General features: G+C 73.2%; 16 protein-coding genes. 10 read left to right on the top strand and 6 right to left on the bottom strand.

Annotated features, from left to right (window positions below; translation table 11 throughout):
- Positions 1–45: 45 nt before the first annotated feature.
- Positions 46–2,655 carry a bifunctional FO biosynthesis protein CofGH gene (locus ACH34R_RS06720; RefSeq protein WP_397560398.1) on the top strand — a complete coding sequence of 870 codons (2,610 nt, stop codon included), beginning with the start codon at positions 46–48 and terminating at the stop codon, positions 2,653–2,655.
- On the opposite strand, the gene ACH34R_RS06725 is transcribed toward ACH34R_RS06720, so the two are convergent.
- Together ACH34R_RS06725 and cofD are read right to left on the bottom strand one after the other, a co-directional pair.
- The gene (locus tag ACH34R_RS06725; protein WP_397560399.1) at positions 2,652–3,929 is read right to left on the bottom strand and encodes a coenzyme F420-0:L-glutamate ligase; all 1,278 of its coding nucleotides are present in this window, start codon (positions 3,927–3,929) and stop codon (positions 2,652–2,654) included. The two genes, ACH34R_RS06720 and ACH34R_RS06725, sit on opposite strands and share 4 nt — an antisense overlap.
- A complete protein-coding gene (gene cofD, locus ACH34R_RS06730; RefSeq protein WP_397560400.1) occupies positions 3,926–4,861 on the bottom strand; it encodes a 2-phospho-L-lactate transferase in 936 nt (311 codons plus the stop codon). The genes ACH34R_RS06725 and cofD overlap by 4 nt, the downstream gene beginning before the upstream one ends.
- A 227-nt stretch (positions 4,862–5,088) precedes the next feature.
- On the opposite strand from cofD, the gene ACH34R_RS06735 reads away from it, so the two are divergent.
- The 4 genes from ACH34R_RS06735 (at position 5,089) to ACH34R_RS06750 (ending at position 12,075) form a co-directional block, all read left to right on the top strand.
- Complete coding sequence (locus tag ACH34R_RS06735; protein WP_397560401.1) at positions 5,089–6,732, top strand: hypothetical protein; 1,644 nt, start codon at positions 5,089–5,091, stop codon at positions 6,730–6,732.
- Positions 6,733–7,049: 317 nt separating this feature from the next.
- Positions 7,050–7,307: a WhiB family transcriptional regulator gene (locus tag ACH34R_RS06740; RefSeq protein ID WP_111170288.1), complete on the top strand. Its 258-nt coding sequence runs from the start codon at positions 7,050–7,052 to the stop codon at positions 7,305–7,307.
- 206 nt (positions 7,308–7,513) lie between these two features.
- On the top strand, positions 7,514–10,651 hold the full coding sequence (locus ACH34R_RS06745) for a glycosyltransferase (protein WP_397560402.1): 3,138 nt from the start codon (positions 7,514–7,516) through the stop codon (positions 10,649–10,651).
- Positions 10,648–12,075 carry a DUF5719 family protein gene (locus tag ACH34R_RS06750; protein WP_397560403.1) on the top strand — a complete coding sequence of 476 codons (1,428 nt, stop codon included), beginning with the start codon at positions 10,648–10,650 and terminating at the stop codon, positions 12,073–12,075. Before ACH34R_RS06745 ends, ACH34R_RS06750 begins: the two co-directional genes overlap by 4 nt.
- A 17-nt stretch (positions 12,076–12,092) precedes the next feature.
- Here ACH34R_RS06750 and ACH34R_RS06755 read toward each other — a convergent pair whose 3' ends face one another.
- Positions 12,093–12,488, bottom strand: a complete 396-nt coding sequence (locus ACH34R_RS06755) for a metallopeptidase family protein (protein WP_111170613.1) — start codon at positions 12,486–12,488, stop codon at positions 12,093–12,095.
- Between the two features lie 265 nt (positions 12,489–12,753).
- Here ACH34R_RS06755 and ACH34R_RS06760 point away from each other — a divergent pair, with 265 nt between their 5' ends.
- Genes ACH34R_RS06760 through ACH34R_RS06780 form a run of 5 tightly spaced genes read left to right on the top strand, consistent with a single transcriptional unit; the run spans position 12,754 to position 16,850 of the window.
- Positions 12,754–13,122 carry a DUF3499 domain-containing protein gene (locus ACH34R_RS06760; protein WP_111170612.1) on the top strand — a complete coding sequence of 123 codons (369 nt, stop codon included), beginning with the start codon at positions 12,754–12,756 and terminating at the stop codon, positions 13,120–13,122.
- A 56-nt stretch (positions 13,123–13,178) separates the two neighbouring features.
- Positions 13,179–14,537, top strand: a complete 1,359-nt coding sequence (locus ACH34R_RS06765) for a phosphomannomutase/phosphoglucomutase (RefSeq protein WP_397560404.1) — start codon at positions 13,179–13,181, stop codon at positions 14,535–14,537.
- Positions 14,534–14,713, top strand: coding sequence for a Trm112 family protein (locus tag ACH34R_RS06770; protein ID WP_199537296.1), 180 nt, complete (start codon positions 14,534–14,536; stop codon positions 14,711–14,713). Before ACH34R_RS06765 ends, ACH34R_RS06770 begins: the two co-directional genes overlap by 4 nt.
- Entirely contained in the window at positions 14,710–15,837 is a 1,128-nt protein-coding gene (locus ACH34R_RS06775; RefSeq protein WP_397560405.1) for an SIS domain-containing protein, read from the top strand. Before ACH34R_RS06770 ends, ACH34R_RS06775 begins: the two co-directional genes overlap by 4 nt.
- A 56-nt stretch (positions 15,838–15,893) precedes the next feature.
- Entirely contained in the window at positions 15,894–16,850 is a 957-nt protein-coding gene (locus tag ACH34R_RS06780; RefSeq protein ID WP_397560406.1) for a cation diffusion facilitator family transporter, read from the top strand.
- A 119-nt stretch (positions 16,851–16,969) separates the two neighbouring features.
- On the opposite strand, the gene ACH34R_RS06785 is transcribed toward ACH34R_RS06780, so the two are convergent.
- Genes ACH34R_RS06785 through ACH34R_RS06795 form a run of 3 tightly spaced genes read right to left on the bottom strand, consistent with a single transcriptional unit; the run spans position 16,970 to position 19,259 of the window.
- The gene (locus tag ACH34R_RS06785) at positions 16,970–17,641 is read right to left on the bottom strand and encodes a response regulator (protein ID WP_397560407.1); all 672 of its coding nucleotides are present in this window, start codon (positions 17,639–17,641) and stop codon (positions 16,970–16,972) included.
- Positions 17,638–18,864: a sensor histidine kinase gene (locus ACH34R_RS06790; protein WP_397560408.1), complete on the bottom strand. Its 1,227-nt coding sequence runs from the start codon at positions 18,862–18,864 to the stop codon at positions 17,638–17,640. The genes ACH34R_RS06785 and ACH34R_RS06790 overlap by 4 nt, the downstream gene beginning before the upstream one ends.
- A gap of 35 nt (positions 18,865–18,899) precedes the next feature.
- On the bottom strand, positions 18,900–19,259 hold the full coding sequence (locus ACH34R_RS06795) for a MerR family transcriptional regulator (RefSeq protein WP_397560409.1): 360 nt from the start codon (positions 19,257–19,259) through the stop codon (positions 18,900–18,902).
- Positions 19,260–19,349: the final 90 nt, after the last annotated feature.

Consider the following 19,349-nt stretch of genomic DNA (forward strand, 5'->3'; position numbering starts at 1 on the left):
GGGGCTCTAGTGATCACGTGAAGGCCGGGTCGTAGTGTGCCGGGTATGACTGATCCCGCGCCCGCGGATTCCGCGATGCGACGCGCCCTTGCCCGCGCCCGTGACGGCAAGACCCTGGACGTCACCGAGGCCACGGTGCTGCTCGGCGCGCGAGGGGAGCACCTGTCCACCCTGCTGGCCCACGCGGGAAGGGTCCGCGACGCGGGGCTCGCCCACGCGGGCCGCCCCGGAGTGATCACCTACAGCCGCAACGTCTTCATCCCACTGACCCGCCTGTGCCGCGACCGCTGCGGCTACTGCACGTTCGCCACCGCGCCGCACAAACTGCCGAGCGAGTTCCTCGGCCCGGACGAGGTACTCGAGATCGCCCGGCAGGGCGCCGCGCTGGGCTGCAAGGAGGCCCTGTTCACCCTGGGCGACCGCCCGGAGGACCGCTGGCACCAGGCCCGCGAGTGGCTGGACGCGCACGGCTACGACGACACGCTGTCCTACGTCCGGGCCATGGCGATCAGGGTCCTGGAGGAGACCGGCCTGCTGCCCCACCTCAACCCGGGCGTGCTGACCTGGCAGGACTTCCAGCGGCTCAAGCCGGTCGCGGCCTCGATGGGCATGATGCTGGAGACGACCTCACGCAGGCTGTTCGAGGAGAAGGGGCAGGCGCACTACGGTTCGCCGGACAAGGACCCCGCCGTACGGCTGCGGGTGCTGGAGGACGCGGGCCGGACCAACGTGCCGTTCACGACCGGCATCCTGATCGGGATCGGCGAGGCGGTGACCGACCGGGCGGAGTCGATCTTCGCGATCCGGCGGGTGGCCCGCGAGTACGGCGGTGTCCAGGAGGTCATCGTCCAGAACTTCCGTGCCAAGCCGGACACCGCGATGCGCGGCATGCCGGACGCCGATCTTGAGGAACTGGCCGCGACCATCGCGGTGGCGCGGCTGGTGCTCGGGCCGCGGGCGCGCATCCAGGCGCCGCCCAATCTGATCGGCTCCGAGTACGAGCTGATGATCAGGGCGGGCATCGACGACTGGGGCGGCGTCTCGCCGGTCACCCCCGACCATGTCAGCCCCGAGCACCCGTGGCCGCAGATCGACGTCCTCACCGAACGCACGGCGGGCGCCGGTTTCACCATGCGCGAGCGGCTGACCGTCTACCCCGAGTACGTGCTCGCGGGCGAGCCCTGGCTGGACCCGCGGGTGGCCGGGCATGTGGCCGCGCTCGCCGATCCGGAGACCGGGCTGGCCAGGGAGGACGCCGTCGTGGTGGGCCGCCCCTGGCAGGAGCCGGACGGCGGGCACGCCGCCGCAGGCCGTACCGACCTGCATGTGGCCGTGGACACCGAAGGCCGCTCCGCCGACCGCCGCGACGACTTCGACCACGTCTACGGCGACTGGGACGCGCTGCGCGAACGCGCCGCCGCCGTGCGCGGCGAGAGCGCGGTGAGCGGTGACGTGCGGCAGGCGCTGCGCCGCGCCGAGTCCGACCCCGCCGGGCTCACCGACGACGAGGCCCTGACGCTGCTCGGCCTGGCCGGCGACCCATCCGGCGCGGGGGCCGACGACGCCGCCCTCGACGAACTGTGCCGGATCGCCGACGGCCTGCGCCGCGAGGCCGTCGGCGACGACGTGACCTACGTGGTCAACCGGAACATCAACTTCACCAACGTCTGCTACACCGGCTGCCGGTTCTGCGCGTTCGCCCAGCGCCGTACCGACGCCGACGCCTACACGCTCTCCCTCGACCAGGTCGCCGACCGGGCGCACGAGGCGTGGCTCGCCGGCGCCACCGAGGTGTGCATGCAGGGCGGCATCCACCCCGACCTGCCCGGCACCGCGTACTTCGACATCGCGCGGGCGGTCAAGGAGCGGGTGCCCGGCATCCACGTCCACGCGTTCTCGCCGATGGAGGTGATCAACGGCGCCGGGCGTACGAACCTGTCGATCGAGGAGTGGCTGCACGCCGCCCGCGAGGCCGGGGTGGACTCGCTGCCGGGCACGGCGGCGGAGATCCTGGACGACGACGTGCGCTGGGTGCTGACCAAGGGCAAGCTGCCCGCCCGCGAGTGGGTGGAGGTCATCACCACCGCGCACCGGGTCGGCATCCCGACCACCTCCACCATGATGTACGGACATGTGGACACACATGCCCACTGGGTGCGGCACATCCGGCTGATCCGGCAGATCCAGGAGGAGACGGGCGGGTTCAGCGAGTTCGTGCTGCTGCCGTTCGTGCATCACAGCGCGCCGATCTACCTGGCGGGGGTGGCCCGCCCCGGGCCGACCGCGCGGGAGAACCGCGCGGTGCACGCGCTGGCCCGGATCATGCTGCACGGGGCGATCGGCAACATCCAGTGCTCATGGGTCAAGCTGCGCGACGACCTGTGCCGGTCGGTACTCCAGGGCGGGGTCAACGACCTGGGCGGCACGCTGATGGAGGAGACGATCAGCCGGATGGCCGGCTCGGAGAACGGCTCCTACAAGACGATCAGCGAGATCGCCGCCATGGTCGCCCCGACCGGCCGCCCGCTGCGGCAGCGCCTGACCGGGTACGGCGAGCCGGACGCCGAGCGCCGCGCCGCCGCGGCGGCCAGCGACGGGGTCTGCCAGAGCGTGCGGCGGACCCTGCCGCTGATCGGCACGGCCGAAGGCGCCTAACGGACCTCGATGAAGTCGGCCGCGTCCCTCGGCGGGCGGTCCCTGGGGGGCGCGGCGGCGTGGCCGACGGCGACCGTGCCCATCGGGTCCCAGGACGGCGGCAGGTCGAGCACCTCGCGTACGACCGGCCGGCAGAACATCGTGGAGGACACCCAGGCCGAGCCCAGTCCTTCCACCGCGAGCTGGACCAGCAGGTTCTGGACGCCCGCCCCGGTGGCGACCACGAACATCTCCCGCTCGGCCGCGTTGCGCCGGTCGTCGCGGTAGGTGTGCGAGCCGTCCATGACCAGGCACGGCACGATCAGGTAGGGCGCGTCGCGCAGCACGTCGCCGCGCTTGATCCGCTTGGCCACGGACTGCTCGGAAAAGCCGTCGGAACGCAGGTCGGCGATCCACGCCTCGCGCATCGCGTCGACCAGCCTGAGCCGCGTCTCGGCCCGCTCCACCAGCACGAACCGCCACGGCGTGGTGTGGTGCGGGGCGGGCGCGGCGATCCCGGCGGCCACGGCCCTGCGCACCGCCTCGCCGTCCACGGGCTCGGCGGAGAACTCCCTGATCGTACGGCGGGCGAAGAGCACGTCGCGCGAGCCGTACCGGAACATGTCCTCGTCGGCGGGACGGATCAGCTCGGCCGCGCCCGCGCCGTCGTCTTCGGTGACCAGCGAACCCAGCCCCCTGATCACCGCCACGGGCACCCCGGTGATCTTGCCCTTGACCAGTTCGCCCGCCGCGGCCAGTTCGTCGGCCATCGCGGTGATGGTCACGGCCAGCGGGTTGCCGAAGGAGTCGGTCTCGCCGCGCAGGTCGTCGAGGACGCGCACCCCGGCAGCGCCGATCGCCACGTCGGTCAGGCCCTTGCGCCAGGGCCGCCCGAAGGTGTCGGAGACGATCACGCCCGGCCGTACGCCGCGGCGCGCGCGCAGCCCGGCGCGGATCGCCCGGGCGGAGGCGTCGGGGTCTTCGGGCAGCAGCAGCACGGTGCCCGGCTCGGTGTTGGAGGCGTCCACCCCGGCGGCGGCCATCACCAGGCCGCTGCGGGTCTGGCTGATCACCGTGTCGCCGCGCCGGGCGACGACCCGCTCGGTCTCGCGGGCGATGGCCGCCGCGCGGTCCGGCGCGGCCAGCACCCGGCCCTCCGCCTTGCTCACGATCTTGGAGGTGATCACGACGATGTCGCCGTCGCGCAGGTCGCCCGCGCAGCGGTCCAGGAGTTCGGCGATGTCGTCGCCGGGCCGGACCTCGGGCATGCCGGGGACCCCGGTGATGGTGATCATGCCAGCTCCCCGCCCAGCGCCACGGCCGCCCGCGCGATGTCGGCGGCGGCGGCCACGTCGTGCATGATCAGCGGCCGGGCCCGCACCCGGACGCCGTCGAGCCGTACGTCCGAGTCCTGTTCGGCGACCAGCCAGCCGTCGATCAGGCCCGCGCCGTAGAGTTCGAGCACGGCCTGCGCGCTGGTCCGGACACCGATCGCGGTCAGGCAGGCGTCGGCCATGCCGCGCACCGGCGCGCCGCCGATGATGGGGGAGACCCCGACGACGGTCTTGGCCGACACCGCCTCACGGATGCCGGGGACCTGAAGGATGGTGCCGATGCTGACCACCGGGTTGGACGGCGGCAGGATGACCAGGTCGGCCTCCTCGATCGCGTCCAGCACGCCGGGGGCCGGACGGGCCTTCTCCACGCCGACCAGCGCGAACGAAAGCGCCGGTACCGACGCCCGCAGCCGCACCCACCACTCCTGGAAGTGGATCGCCCGCCTGCCCTGGTCGTCTTCGATCACCACGTGGGTCTCGGCGCGCTCGTCGCTCATCGGCAGCAGGCGCACACCGGGCCGCCAGCGGGCGCACAGCGCCTCGGTGACCGCCGACAGCGGGTATCCGGCGGCGAGCATCTGGGTGCGGACGATGTGGGTGGCGAAGTCGCGGTCGCCGAGCCCGAACCACTGCGGCTCCACGCCGTACGCGGCCAGCTCCTCCTTGACGGCGTGCGACTCCTTGGCCCGGCCCCAGCCCTGGTCCTCGTCGATGCCGCCGCCGAGGGTGTACATGACGGTGTCGAGGTCGGGGCAGACCCGCAGGCCGAACAGGGTGATGTCATCACCTGTGTTGCCGATCACGGTGATTCGCGCCTCCGGGGCCGCGGCCTTGAGACCACGCAGGAAGCGCGCGCCGCCGATCCCGCCGGCGAGGGAGACTATGCGCATCCGGCCAGTCTTCCACCACGCGCCGTCCACCAGTGCCGATGGGGGTCCGCCTGGGCCGGGGGCAGGGCTTCGGCGCGTCCGTAACCCGGCTGAGTACCACGAAATTTCGTGGAATGGCAACCGTAGGAACGCTTATTGGGTTGGATGAGGTTGCTGGGTCTTCCGACACGAATGTCGCCCTTGTGCAAAACTTCGCTGTGCCATATGGACCTTGATGGGGGCAAGTTGTGATCAGAATCGAGGCGAGCCGGCTCCGTGACCCGGCCGCGTGGATCATGTTCGCCGTGGCGGCCGTCAGCATCCTGCTCAGTGTGCTGAGCCTGCTGGCCCCGAATCTCGGGCTGCTCTCCTATGCGAACCTGAGCGGTCTGGTCTCGCCCGTCAACGTCGCCCTGCTGGTCGGCGCGGTGGTGCTGACGACCAAGGTCGGCGAGCCGAGCCCCATGGCCAAGGCCATCACGATCAGCGCGACCGGGGCGCTGGCCGTCGCCGCGCTGTTCGGCGTGATCGCGCTGATCCGCGGCATCGCCTCCGGGGCCGCGATAGTGGAGAACCTGCTGACCGGGCTGGCCGGTCTCGCGATGGTCGCCATCGCGCTGCTCTATCTGATCCCGCAGGCGTTCCCGGCGACGCCGCGCGCTCCCAAGCAGCCGCAGGGCTTCCCCGGCTACCCGGGGCAGCAGGGCGGGCAGGTCCCGCCGTACGGGGGGCCGCAGCCCATGTACGGCCAGCAGCCGGACTACGCTCAGCAGCAGGCTCCCCAGCAGCCGCAGCAACCCCAGCACCAGCCGCAGCAGCAGCCGATGTACGGCCAGCAGCCCGAGTACGGCCAGCAGCCGGACTACGCCCAGCAGCAGTACGCCCAGCAGTCCTACGGGCAGCAGTACGAGCAGGCTCCCCAGCAGCCCGCCCACCAGGCCCCGCAGCCGCCGCCGCAGCAGGAGCCCGCGCCGCCGCAGGCCGCGCCGACCTACCAGCCGGCCGCGCCGCAGTCCGGGCAGTACCAGCAGCCCGACCCGGGCGCGGGCGCGCAGCAGGGCTACGCCCCGGCCTCCTCCGCGCTGCCCGCCCTGCCGCCGCCCGACGGCGGCCAGGACGCCTCCTACAACCAGTACTCCGGCTACGGCCAGCAGCAGGGCTACGGCCAGGACGCCTACTCCCAGCCCGGCGCGGCGCCCTCCTACCCGGCCGAGCCGCCGCAGAGCGCCTTCGGCGACCAGCAGGGCTACCAGCAGGCGCAGGGCGGCCAGGGCGCGTACGGCCAGCAGTACGCCCCGGACTACTCCGCCGACCAGGGCCAGTCCTACGAGGGCTACCAGGCGCAGCCCGCCACCCCCTCCTACGAGGGCTACCCGGGCAACACCGGCGGCTACGCCTCCTCCGGCTACGACCCGAACGCCGGGCAGCAGCCCCAGGCCGCCTACTCCGGCCAGGAGTACGGCCAGCGGGCCGACAACCGCTACGACGAGCCGAACCCGGCCGACCCGCGCGCCCAGCAGCTCGCCCAGGCGTACCAGCAGGCGCACAACTACCAGAACCAGGGCTATCAGAACCAGGGCTACCAGGGCGGCCAGGCGTACCAGCAGCCGGGTCAGACCGGCACCCAGCCCGAGGGGAACTACCCGGCCGAGGGCGCGTACGGCACCCCGCTCGGGCACCCGCAGGGCACGCCGGCCGCGCCGCAGTACGACGGGCAGCAGCAGGGCTGGGGCCAGGAGGCCCCCGGGGAATCGACCATGCGCTTCGACCCGAACGCCTATCGCGACCCGCAGCCGCAGCAAGGGCAGCCCGGCCAGCCGGGCCAGCAGCAGGCGGCCGGCGAGCCGATCGATCCGACTGCCATATACACCCCCGGTGAACCCCGCGCGTAATGACCCGGCAATCGGCGGACAGAGAGAAGGTGAGCCCGGGTCACGGCCAGAACATGTCCTGGTACGTTTCCGACCGGCGAGTGCGCTGAACAAGGCACGCGAACCTGCCACGGGGGTAGCGTTCGCCGCGATGAAGAGCATCACGTCTGTGAACCGGGGAGAGCGGGTCTTTCCCCGGATACCGGTATGCGGCTTGACGTCACACCGGGCACATGAGTGTAATTACAGACGTGTAGTTACGCCCTCCACCGGGTGGGTATGACGGAGGGCGTTCACTAGGGGGGCTCCATTGCGGGCGGGCGGCAGGGAGGTGTGCAGTGGCCGACCTGGTCGATGCACAGGCGCTCAGCGCTGAAGATCTTGGCTGGCAGGAGCGCGCCCTGTGCGCGCAGACCGACCCCGAGGCGTTCTTTCCGGAAAAGGGCGGCTCGACGAGGGAAGCCAAGAAGGTTTGCCGCGCGTGTGAGGTTCGTGCCGAGTGTCTGGAATATGCACTTGAGCATGATGAGCGGTTCGGCATCTGGGGTGGATTGTCGGAGCGGGAGCGGCGTCGCATCAAACGCGAAGCGGGCTGACCGCCTCGCGCGAGGCGGTGATCGGAGTGCCGCCTTCATGAGGATGTCCTCTTCGTGAGGGTGCGTCCTTCAGGGTGTGGCCATCGTGGGGTCGTCCGGGCGTAGACGCGTTCGGCGGACCTCGCGCGCGCGAGCCGGTCGTGCCGTATCTTTGTCGGGCGTCGATCATCGGCGTAATCGGTATTTGTCCCGACAAAACAGGACATATGTCCGCGATCGGAACTTCTGTGACCCTGGTCACCGTCACCGCGATCGTGGTCGCCCATGACGGCGCCCGGTGGCTCGATGACACCCTGACCGCGGTGCTCGGTCAGAGCAGACCGCCCGACCGCGTCGTGGGCGTCGACAACGGCAGCCGCGACGGCTGCGGGCGGCTGCTCGCCGCGCGCCTCGGCGAGGGCGGCGTGCTCACGCTGCCCCGCTCCACCGGCTTCGGTGACGCGGTGGAGGAGGTCCTTGACCGCCTCCCCGCGTCCCAGGGCGCCGAGGTACAGGAGTGGATCTGGCTCCTGCACGACGACTGCGCCCCCGACGCCCGGGCACTTGAGGCGCTGCTCTGGGCCGCCGCCCAGGACCCGCGCGCCGCCGTACTCGGCCCCAAGCTGCGCGACTGGCTGGACCGCAAGCTGCTGCTGGAGGTCGGCGTCACGGTGGACCGCACCGGGCGCAGGGACACCGGCCTGGAGGCCAGGGAGTACGACCAGGGCCAGCACGAGGGCGTCCACGACGTGCTGTCCGTCTCCACGGCCGGAATGCTGATCCGCCGCGACGTCTGGGACGACCTTGGCGGCCTCGACCCCGCCCTGCCGCTGTTCCGTGACGACCTTGACCTGTGCTGGCGCGCCCGCAACGCCGGATACCGGGTGCTCAACGTCACCCCCGCGGTCGCCTGGCACGCCGAGGCCGCCGCCCGCAGGCGCAGGCGGATCACCGTGAGCGACCACCACCCGCGCCGCCTGGACCGGCGCAACGCGCTGTTCGTGGTGCTGGCCAACGTGCCGTTCCGCGCGCTGCTGTGGACGCTGCCGCGCAACGTCCTCGGCTCGATCTTCCGGACCGTCCTGCTGGTGCTGGCCAAACAGCCGGGCAGCGCGCTGGACGAGGTCCGCGCGCTCGGCGGGGTGCTCGGGCACCCGATCCGGCTGGCCAAGGCCAGGCGCGCCCGCGCCTACGGCCGCAGGCGGCACTACCCGCAGGTCAAGCAACTGCTGACGCCGCCGGGGGCGGTGTTCCGGCGGTTCGCGGACATGGTCCAGGGCTATCTGTCCGGCTCCGGGCCGGTGGAGTCGGCCGGCCGCCACCACGCCGCCGACGATCGGCCCCCCGAGGAGGAACTGCTGCTCACCGACGCCGGGCTGATGCAGCGGACCTTCGGCAACCCCGGGGTGCTGCTGTTCCTCGGGCTGCTCGCGGTCACCGTGGCCGCCGAGTGGCGGCTGATCGGCGGGTCCGGGCTCGGCGGCGGGGCGCTCGTCCCGGTGAGCGGGGGCGCCTCGGACCTGTGGCGGCTCTACACCGAGAGCTTCCATTCCGGCGGCCTGGGCACGGACGCGTGGGCCCCGCCGTACGTGGCGGTGGTGGCGGCCCTGGCCACGCTCGCGTTCGGCAAGATCTGGCTCGCGGTGTCGGTGTTGCTGCTCGGCTGCGTGCCCCTGGCGGGGGTGTCGGCCTACCTGGCGACCCGCTCGATCATTCCGAGCACCGGCGGGCGGGTGTGGCTGGCGGCGGCGTACGCGCTGCTGCCGGTGGCCACCGGGGCGGTCGCGGCCGGACGGCTGGGCACCGCCGTGGTGCTGGTCCTGCTGCCCGCCTACGCGTCGCTGGCGACCGTACTGCTGGCGGGGGAGGGCCGCAGGTCGCGCCGGGCCGCCTGGGGGCTCGGGCTGCTGCTGGCGATCGGCACGGCCTTCGTCCCGCTCGTCTACCCGCTGACCGCGGTCATCGGCCTGCTCGGCGCGACCGCGTTCGGCGCGGCCAGGCGCGGGGTGGCGGTCTCGGTGGGCATCGCGCTCGGCGTGCCGCTGGTCCTGCTGTTCCCGTGGCTGGGACGGTTCGCCGCTGATCCGGGGCAGATCCTGCTGGAGGCCGGGCTGCACCGGCCCGAACTGACCGATCCGGCCCTGCCCGCCGAGGCGCTGCTCACCCTCAGCCCGGGTGGTCCCGGCATGCCGCCGCTGTGGGCGGTGGCCGGGCTGCTCGCCGCCGCGCTGGCCGCGCTGCTGATGCGGCGGCAGCGGATGGCCGTCGCGGTGGGCTGGGGCGTGGCGCTGTACGGCGTGCTGGCGGCGATCCTGGTGAGCCGGGCGACGGTGGCCCCGGCGGCGGGCGGCCCGCCCGCGGCGGCCTGGCCGGGGGTGCCGCTGGCGTTCGCGGCCACCGGCATGCTGGTCGTGGCCGCGCTCACCGCGCACCGGCTGGCGGAGTTCCGGGCGGCGGGCGGGATTCGCCGGGCGCTGGCGTACGCGCTGGCGGCCGTCGCCTGCTCCGCCCCGCTGATCTGCGCCGGCCACTGGGTGGCCACGGGCCTGACCGGGCCGCTGCGCGGCGACGCGCCGGTCGCGCCGCTCGCCGTGGCAGGCGGCACGCCGGGCGAACGCACGCTGGTACTGCGCGGCAGCGCCGCGGGCGGCCTCACCTACACCGTGCTGCGCTCGCGCGGGCCCCTTGTCGGCGAGGCCGACCTGCCCGTGCCCGGCCCGGCCAAGGCGCGGCTGGCCACCGCCGCGGCGGGGCTGGCGGCCGGGCGGGGCGGCACGGACGCGGGCGTCCTGGCCACGTACGGCGTGCGGTTCGTCGTGGTCCGCGCCCCCGAGGGCGGACGCGTCGATCCGGAGGTCGCCGGGGCCCTGGACTCCCAGCCCGCGCTCGGCCGGCTGAGCCTGTCCGACACCGTCGGCGTGTGGCGGCTGACCACGCCGCCCGCCCTGGCCTGGATCACCGGCCCGGGAGGCGGGCGGACGCCCGTCCCGGCCGTCACACAACCCGGGGGAGGGCTCGCGGTGACGGTCCCGGCGGGCGGCGCCGGACGTACGCTGGTGCTGGCCGAGCCGGTGGCGGACGGCCGGCGGGCCACCGGGGCGCAGGTCACGCCCGCCACCGTGGACGGCTGGGCGCAGGGCTTCACGCTCGGGCAGGCCCTCAAGGCGCCCGCCACGATCCGGATCGCCCACGAGGACCCGCTGCACCGCGTCTGGCTGTGGGCGCAGGCCGTGCTGGTCGTGGCCGCGCTGGTGCTCGCCTCGCCGGGCAGGCGCGCCGAGGAGATCGTGCCCGACTACGGCGACCAGGCCGCGGGCCAGGCCCGCCCGCGCCGCTCCCGGCGCAAGGAGATGGCGGGAAGATGAAGGTCCTGATCGAAAACCGCTTCGGGCTCCTGGCACTGGTCGTGGTCGCGCTCCTGGCCATGTACGGCGTGGCGGGCGCCACCCGCCCCGAACCCGCCCGCCCGGGCCCGCCGCCGCGCGCCAAGGTCGCCGTCCAGTCGGTGACCGCCGTGTGCCCCGGCCCCGCCCGCGCCACGGTCAGCGTCGTGACCCCCGCCCAGGCCGGACCGGGCGGGGTGGTCACCGTGGCCGAACTCGGCGGGAAGGGCAAGCCCGGTGTGATCGGGAAGCCGGGCGCGCTGTGGCGGAAGAAGGCCGCGGACCGGTCCGGACCAGTAGTGGTGACCGGCGCGGGCCCGCTCGCGGCCGGGCTGGAGGCGGCGCAGACGACGATGGCCACCGCGGGCGGCGACCGTGGCCTGTCGGGCGTGCGGTGCGTCGAACCGTCCTCGCGCGCGTGGTTCGTCGGCCCCGGCCCGGCCGCCGCCGCCGACGTCACGCTGCACCTGACCAACGCCGACTCCGCCCCGGCCGCCGCGCAGGTGCGGATCTACGCGGGGGAGGGCCCGCTGATCGGCGACCACGGGGTCGTGGTGGGGCCGGGCGAGCAGCAGGCGATCTCGCTTGCGGAACTGGCCCCCACGCCGCTGGTGATGGCCGTGGAGGTGCGCACGAGCACCGGCCGGGTGGCCGCCGCGGTCCACGTACGCCTCGGCGACGGGCGGAAGGGAGGTGGCGTGGACTGGCTCCCGGCCGCCGCGCCGCCCGCGACCAGGGTCGTGGTGCCCGGCATTCCGGGCGGCGGCGGCAAGCGCGAACTGTACGTGGCCGCGCCCGGCGAGGCCGACGCGGTGGTCCAGGTCAAGGCCGTCACCGAGGACGGCTTCTACGCGCTCAAGGGCCGCGAGACCGTCGAGGTGCCCGCCGGGTCGGTCGCCACGCTCGACGTGTCCAGCGGCATCGCGGCGGGGGCGGCGGCCCTCGTGCTGAGCGCGGAGGTCCCGGTGGTGGCCGGAGTGGTGGTGACCGGTACCGGCAGCGGCCCCGACGTGGCGTTCAGCGCGGGCGGCCCGCCGATCGGCCTGGGCAGCACGGTCGCCGAGAACGGCGGCAGCGGGGGCCGGAGCACCCGGCTGCTGCTCACCGCGCCGGAGGGGGCCGCCAAGGTGCGCGTCCAGGTCGTACCGGCGCGCGGGCAGGCCCCGCCGCCCGTGGACGCGGCCGTGCCGGCCCAGCGGACCGCGCAGGTCAAGCTCCCGAAGGTGCGCGGGGAGTACGCGCTGACGGTCACCCCGCTGCCCGGCTCCGGCCCGGTGTACGGCGGGCGGGCGCTTGAGGAGCGCACCGGCGACGGCCCGCTGATCACCGTCCAGCCGCTCGCCCTGGGCCGCGCCTGGGCGCTCGTGCCGCCGGTGGTGGACTCCGCCGTCGCCGTACTGCCCTGACCCGTTCTTTTGGGTGATCAGTGCCGGTCGTCGTAGCCGGGATCGACGGTCTCGGGGGACAGCCCGAGCAGGTTGGCGACCTGCTCTACCACCGCGTCGTGGACCAGCGCGCCCAGCGTGTCACGGTCGCGCGCCCGCGCCTCCAGCGGTCTGCGGTAGACCACGACGGCGGCCGGGCCGGACCCCGCCGCGGGCTCGGCCCGCCCGAACGGGATCGGCTCGCCGACCACCCGCCCCGGACCGTCGCCCAGCTCGCTCGCCGGGGGGACCTCCTCCACGGAGAACTCCACCGACGCCAGTTGCCTGGCCCAGCGCGGCTTGAGCCGGTCCACGGCGTCGAGCACGAAGTCGTCGAAGCGCTCGCTCCTGGACCTGGCGATCGGCACGTGCGGGGGCGCGATCGGACCGCGCATGCCACGGCCGTGGCGGTCACGCCTGCGCGGGCCGCGCGGCCGGGGCGCCCCTCCGGGCGTGCCCCCTGTTGCGGAGCTCACAGCGCAAGCTTAGGTGCTGCCGCCCGCATCGGCAGGCCCGTTCGCCCCGGGCTTGGGCGTCTGGAGGGGCCGGATAGCACGCAAGACGGTGAAAGCCATGACACCTGTCCGAATTGTGGCGACACGCTCGTTAAGAGCCGCCTGGATAGTGGCGCCTGGGACTCTTACCGGATACGGTCCCTCCGTGAGCCCCGTCCGCCGCTGTTCGCGCACCGCCTGCAGTCAGCCTGCCGTCTTCACGCTCACGTACGTTTACGCCGACTCGACCGCCGTGCTCGGCCCGCTGGCGACGTACGCCGAGCCGCACTGCTATGACCTGTGCGCCGAACACGCCGAGCGGCTGACCGCCCCCCGCGGATGGGAGGTCGTGCGCCTGCCCAGCGAGGCGGCGCGGCCGAGCAGCGATGATCTGGAAGCGCTCGCCAACGCGGTGCGCGAGGCGGCCAAGCCGGCCAAGTCCGGCAGCGGAGAGCCGGTGGGCCAGGGGATCGAGGTCGGCAGGCGCGGTCATCTCCGGGTGCTCCGATCCGCGCGACCGCAGCGCGACCGCTAGTAGGCTCGAAGCGTTCTCGGTCAGACGGACAATCGATCACCAGGGCGGAGCTGGGAGTGGGCGACCTCGCCAGGATCTTCAAGGCTTATGACGTTCGCGGCGTGGTCCCGGACGAGCTGGACACGGAGATCGCGGAGGCCGTGGGGGCCGCCTTCGCGGAGGTGACCGGGGCGGCTTCCATCGTCGTGGGGCGCGACATGCGCGCGTCCTCCGAGCCGCTGGCGGCGGCGTTCGCCAGGGGCGCGACCGCGCGCGGGGCGGGGGTGCTCGACATCGGCCTGGCCTCCACCGACCTGCTCTACTACGCCAGCGGCAGCCTCGGCAGGCCGGGGGTGATGTTCACCGCCAGCCACAACCCCGCCCGCTACAACGGCATGAAGCTGTGCGGCCCCGGCGCCGTGCCGATCAGCGAGAACACCGGCCTGACCGAGATCCGCGACCGCGCCGCCGAGCTGATCGCCGACGGCGGCCCGCGGCCCGGCCCGGTCACCGGCGAGGTCGTGGTCAAGGACCTCCTGCCCGGCTACGCGGGCCACCTGCGCACGCTCGTCGACCTGTCGGCGATGCGCCAGCTTTCGGTGGTGGTCGACGCGGGCAACGGCATGGCCGGGCACACGGTCCCGGCGGTGTTCGACGGGCTGCCGGTCAAGCTGACCCGGCTGTACTTCGAGCTGGACGGCTCCTTCCCCAACCACGAGGCCAACCCGATCGAGCCGGCCAACCTGCTCGACCTGCGCAAGGCCGTGGTCGAGCACGGGGCCGACATCGGCCTGGCCTACGACGGCGACGCCGACCGCTGCTGGGTGGTCGACGAGTTGGGGGAGTCGGTCTCGCCGTCCACCGTGACCGCGCTGGTCGCCGCCCGTGAGCTGGCCAAACACCCCGGCTCCAAGATCATTCACAACCTGATCACCTCGGCGGCGGTGCCGGAGATCGTCCGTGAACACGGCGGCGTACCGGTCCGCACCCGGGTCGGTCACTCGTTCATCAAGGCCGAGATGGCCCGCACCGGAGCGATCTTCGGCGGCGAGCACTCGGCCCACTACTACTTCCGCGACTTCTGGTACGCCGACTCCGGGATGCTGGCCGCGCTGCACGTGCTGGCCGCCCTGGGGGCGCAGGACCGGCCGCTGTCCCAGGTGGTGGCGCGCTATGCCCGCCACGTGGCGTCAGGGGAGATCAACAGCACCGTCGCCGACCAGCGCGCGGCCGTCGAGCGGGTCAGGTCCGCCTTCGACGGCCGGGAGGGAGTGACTTTCGACGAGCTGGACGGCCTGACCGTGACCGGCGACGGCTGGTGGTTCAACCTCCGCCCGTCCAACACCGAGCCGCTGCTCCGGCTGAACGCCGAGGCGGCCGACGAGCGAAAGATGGCGGAGGTCAGGGAAGAGGTCCTGGCCCTCGTGAGGAGATAGCTGTGAAGATCGACGACTGGTTGCTGGAGATCCTGGCCTGTCCCGCGTGCAGGTCGCCGCTCCGGGCCGACTCCGAGGCCGAGGAGCTGACCTGCACCTCCAGCGCGTGCGGACTGGTCTATCCGGTCCGCGATGACATCCCCGTGCTGCTCGTCGACGAGGCCCGCAAACCGTGACCTCGCCGCCTGACCTGCGCTGGGACGCGGACAGGCTCGACGATCAGGGATATCTGGTCGAGGCGGACCCAGGCGGCATGCTGCCCGTGCTCGCCTCCGCCGCGGCGCAGGTGCGCATCGCCGGGAGGGCCGTGGCCGGCGCGGGCATCGACGGCGGGCTGGCCGCCGACGGCAGGCCGCGTGCCGTGGTGGTGGCCGGGGTGGGGACCGCGGCGCTCGCGGGCGACCTGCTGTCCGCCGTGTGCGGGCCGGGCGCGCCCGTGCCGTTCGTCACCGTCCGCTCCTTCCGGCTGCCCGGCTGGGTGGGCACCGCCGACCTGGTCATCGCGGTGTCCTTCTCCGGCGACACCGAGGAGACGCTGGCGCTGGCCCGCGAGGCGGTCCGCCGGGGGTGCCGGCTGCTCGCGGTCGGGCGCGCGGAGTCGCCGTTGCAGGCCGTGGCCAGGCAGGCGGGCGCGCCGTTCGTGCCGGTGGAGGCGGCCGGTCCGGCGCGGGCCGGGTTGTGGGCGATGCTGGTGCCGCTGATCTGCGCCGCCGCGGCCATCAGGCTGACCAGCGCCGACGACGCGTTGCTTGAGACGGTGGCCGGGCGGCTGGAGGAGACCGCGCACCGGTGTCGCCCTGCCAGCGAGTCGTTCATCAATCCCGGCAAGAGCCTGGCCATGGAGCTGGCCGAGACGGTTCCGATGGTCTGGGGCTCCTCGCCGCTCACCGCCGTGGCCGCGCACCGGCTGGCCGCGCGGCTCGGCCAGGACGCGGCCTACCCAGCCCTGCACGGGGAGATCCCCGACGTCTGCCACGACCAGGCGGGCGCGCTGGACGGCCCGCTGGCCGCCCGCGACATCTTCGCCGACGAGGGCGCCCGCACGCTGCGGCTGGTGGTGCTGCGCGACACCGACGAGCACCCGAGCGTGGCGCGCCGCCGCGAGCTGTGCCTGCGGCTGGCCCGGGACCGCGGCGTTCCGGTCACCGAACTCCAGGCCGAGGGCGGGCATCCGCTGGAGCGGATCGCAACGCTGGTCGGTTTGTTGGATTATGGGAGCGTTTATCTGGCTTTGGGGTACGGTATCGATCCGTCTCCGGTCCCCGTGGTCGGCGAGCTGGAGATGCGGCTTTCCGAATAGGATCCAGATGCTGTTCCCGGGTACCCCGGCCGGTTGATCGAGAGTGGAGACGACACGTGAGCGCGAGTGGCGGTACCAAGGCGATCGTCGCGGCGTTGATCGCCAATCTGTCCATTGCCGTGGCCAAGTTCGTGGCCTATCTCTTCACGTCGTCCTCCTCGATGCTGGCCGAGTCGATCCACTCGGTCGCCGACTCCGGCAACCAGGTGCTGCTGCTGGTCGGCGGCAAGCGCGCGCAGCGGGCCCGCACCCCCAAGCACCCCTTCGGCTACGGCCGCGAACGCTACTTCTACGCGTTCGTGGTGGCCGTGGTGCTGTTCACGGTCGGCGCGGTGTTCTCCATCTACGAGGGCGTGCACAAGATCAGTGATCCGCATCCGGTGAAGACGCCGGTCGTTGCGTTCGGGGTGCTGATCTTCGCGATCATCGCCGAGACGTTCTCCTTCCGCACCGCGATCAGGGAGGCCAACCAGGTCCGCAACGGGCAGTCGTGGGTGCAGTTCATCCGCAGGTCCAAGGCCCCCGAGCTGCCGGTGATCGTGCTGGAAGACCTCGGCGCGCTGGTCGGCCTCATCCTCGCCCTGCTGGGCGTGGCCATGGCCGTGATCACCGGGAACGGCGTCTGGGACGGCGTCGGCACCATCGCGATCGGCGTGCTGCTCGCGGTCATCGCGGTCATCCTGGCCGTGGAGACCAAGTCGCTGCTGATCGGCGAGGGCGCGGGCGAGGAGACCGAGGACCAGATCGTCGCCGCGCTCACCGGCGGCCCCGAGGTGTCCCGGGTCATCCACCTGCGCACCCTGCACATCGGCCCGGAGGAGCTGCTGGTCGCCGCCAAGATCGCGATCGACCACGACGACACGGCCGCCGAGGTCGCCCGCGGCATCGACGCGGCCGAGCAGAGGGTCCGCGCCGCCGTGCCGATCGCCCGGGTGATCTACCTGGAGCCCGACCTCTACCAGTCCGAGCGCGCCGACCCGGCCACCACCGCCCCGGCGCCCGGCGCGGGGTGATCCGTCGCCACCGCTCTGGCGCGCGGCGCGGGGTGACCCTGTCGCCACCGCTCTGACACGCGGTGCGGGGTGACCCTGTCGCCACCGCTCTGGCGCGCCCGGTGGGGGCGGCCTCGCCGCTACCGCTCTGGCGCGCAGTGTGGGGTGACCAGGCCCGTTTCGTAGGCGTGGATGACCGCCTGGGTGCGGTCGCGCAGGCCCAGCTTGGCGAGCAGGCGGGCCACGTGCGTCTTCACCGTGTGCTCGGAGACCACCAGTTCGGCGGCGATCTCGGCGTTCGACAGGCCCCTGGCGATCATCCGCAGCACCTCACCCTCGCGCGGCGTCAGCCCCGGTGTCTCCGGTACGGCGGGCCGCCGCGCGGCGAACGTCGCGATCAGCCGCCGGGTGACCTTCGGGGCCAGCAGCGCCTCGCCCCTGGCCACGATCCGCACCGACTCGGCCAGGTCGCCCGACCGCACGTCCTTCAGCAGGAACCCGCTCGCCCCCGCGGAGAGCGCGTCGTAGACGTAGTCGTCGAGATCGAAGGTCGTGATCATGATGACCTTGGTGTCGTGCGCCCCGATGATCCGTCGGGCCGCCTCGATGCCGTTCATCCTGGGCATCCGGATGTCCAGCAGGGCGACGTCGGGGCGGGTCCGCTCGGCCAGGTGTACGGCCTGGACACCGTCCGCGGCGGTACCGGCGACGGTGAGGTCCGGCTGGGCGGCGATCACCGCCGCGAAGCCGCGCAGCACCACCGGCTGGTCATCGGCGATCAGCACGGACATCGGGGAGGAGGGCGCGGTCATTCGGTTGGCAGTCCGGCCTGGACGAGGAAGCCGCCGTGTGGGCCGGGACCGGCGGTGAACCACCCGCTCAGCGCGAGCGCCCGCTCGCGCATGCCGATCAGGCCATGACCCGCGCCCTCACTCTCCTCCGCACCGTCCTTGTCCCCACCCGCGTCTCCCGGACCGTTGTCGGCGACGCGTATGGCCAGCAGGGTGGGACGGTACGCCAGTTCGATCGAGACCCGCGCGCCGGGGGCGTGGACGCGGGCGTTGTTCAGTGCCTCCTGCACGATGCGGAAGGCGCTGACGTCCACCGCCTGGGGCAGCGGGCGCTCCTCGCCCACCACGTCCAGGTCCACGTCACCGGGGTGCTGCTCGATCAGCTCGGGCAGTTGGGCGAGCCCGGGTTGCGGCGCGGTCTCCGCCGCGTCCGGGATGTCCGCCCGCAGTACGCCGACCAGCCTGCGCATCTCGGCGAGCGCGTCGCGGGCGTTGCCGGCGATGTCGGCGAATTCCCGCTTGGTCGCCTCGCCCAGCTCGTCGCCCTCCTCGGCGAGCGTGAAGGGCGCGGTCTCGGCGCGTACCGCGATCATCGACACGGAGTGGGCCACGACGTCGTGCATCTCCCTGGCGATCCTGGCCCGCTCGGCCATGGCTGCGCGTTCTCTGACCTGGTCCAGCCGGTCGACGCGGAACAGGTTGAGCTCACTGCGGCTGCCGCGCAGCTCGGCCAGGACCGCCACGGCGGCGACGGACACCGCGAAGCTCGTGAACATGCTGCCGGTGCTGCCCCCGACGTAGGCGGACACCGCCAGCGCGGCCACGATGACGCTGATCGTGCCCGTCCAGCGCAGGGAGCGGGGCAGCATCCCGAACAGCGTGTAGCCCGAAAGGGCCCCGGAGAGTGCGATCGGCATCAGCGTGTGATTGTGCGGCGGCTCGCCCACCAGGAGGATGCACGCGCCCACGAAGGTCAAGACGAGGACCAGAACACGGGACCGCCGCCGCACCATCTGCGGTGCGGTGGCGAGCACCAGCCCGCCCAGCGTCAGCATGCCCGGCATGCTCAGCCCCCAAGGGCCTTCCACGCCGTACCAGACCGGGGGCATGGAGGTGGGAACGAGTGCCCACACGGTCAGCGTGAGGCCGATGGCCACGTCGAGCAGCGGAGACCGGACCAGCCTTCCGAAATCGATGTCCGACAGCGTTCGCTCAGCGCTGTCGAGCTTGGTGGTGAGCGACATGTCAGGAATTGTGGCCGTACCGCCCCGGCCTGTCGTCACTCTTTCGAGCGATGATCAACCCCGGGCCGGCCGCGCAGCAGGCGCAGCGCCTTCTCCTTCTCGAAGTCCAGCGCGCGGCGCGGGGCCTGGATGCGGCCGATGCGCAGGCCCAGCTCGCGTACGGCGTGCGCGACGCCCGGCTCGGTGAGCACCCGCAATGCGAACGCCAGCTCGGCCGGTGAGGCGTCGAAACGCCGCTCCAGCTCGATCGCGTGCGCGACGGCGGCCAGCTCCTCCTCCCCGAACCGGCGGTGCGCGCCGTGCCCGCGGACCGGGGGCAACAGCCCCAGCGCCTCCCGGTAGCGCAGCATCCGGGGCGACATGCCGAGCCGCTTGGCGGCCTCCGTGATCCGCATTCTGACAATCCTATGTCAGGATTGGCCCTCCCGGCGTGCGCTGGGGCGTACCGGGCCCATAAACTCGCTGACGACGACATCAGCCAGAGG

This window comes from Spongiactinospora sp. 9N601, assembly GCF_044326295.1.
GTDB classification, from domain to species: domain Bacteria; phylum Actinomycetota; class Actinomycetes; order Streptosporangiales; family Streptosporangiaceae; genus Spongiactinospora; species Spongiactinospora gelatinilytica.

What these genes read in the sequence shown, in the direction of transcription:
- ACH34R_RS06720 (WP_397560398.1), top strand. Translation starts at nt 46, where the DNA reads ATGACTGATCCCGCGCCCGCGGATTCCGCGATGCGACGCGCCCTTGCC.
- ACH34R_RS06725 (WP_397560399.1), bottom strand. Translation starts at nt 3,929, where the DNA reads ATGATCACCATCACCGGGGTCCCCGGCATGCCCGAGGTCCGGCCCGGC.
- cofD (WP_397560400.1), bottom strand. Translation starts at nt 4,861, where the DNA reads ATGCGCATAGTCTCCCTCGCCGGCGGGATCGGCGGCGCGCGCTTCCTG.
- ACH34R_RS06745 (WP_397560402.1), top strand. Translation starts at nt 7,514, where the DNA reads ATGTCCGCGATCGGAACTTCTGTGACCCTGGTCACCGTCACCGCGATC.
- ACH34R_RS06750 (WP_397560403.1), top strand. Translation starts at nt 10,648, where the DNA reads ATGAAGGTCCTGATCGAAAACCGCTTCGGGCTCCTGGCACTGGTCGTG.
- ACH34R_RS06755 (WP_111170613.1), bottom strand. Translation starts at nt 12,488, where the DNA reads ATGCGCGGTCCGATCGCGCCCCCGCACGTGCCGATCGCCAGGTCCAGG.
- ACH34R_RS06785 (WP_397560407.1), bottom strand. Translation starts at nt 17,641, where the DNA reads ATGACCGCGCCCTCCTCCCCGATGTCCGTGCTGATCGCCGATGACCAG.
- ACH34R_RS06790 (WP_397560408.1), bottom strand. Translation starts at nt 18,864, where the DNA reads ATGTCGCTCACCACCAAGCTCGACAGCGCTGAGCGAACGCTGTCGGAC.
- ACH34R_RS06795 (WP_397560409.1), bottom strand. Translation starts at nt 19,259, where the DNA reads ATGCGGATCACGGAGGCCGCCAAGCGGCTCGGCATGTCGCCCCGGATG.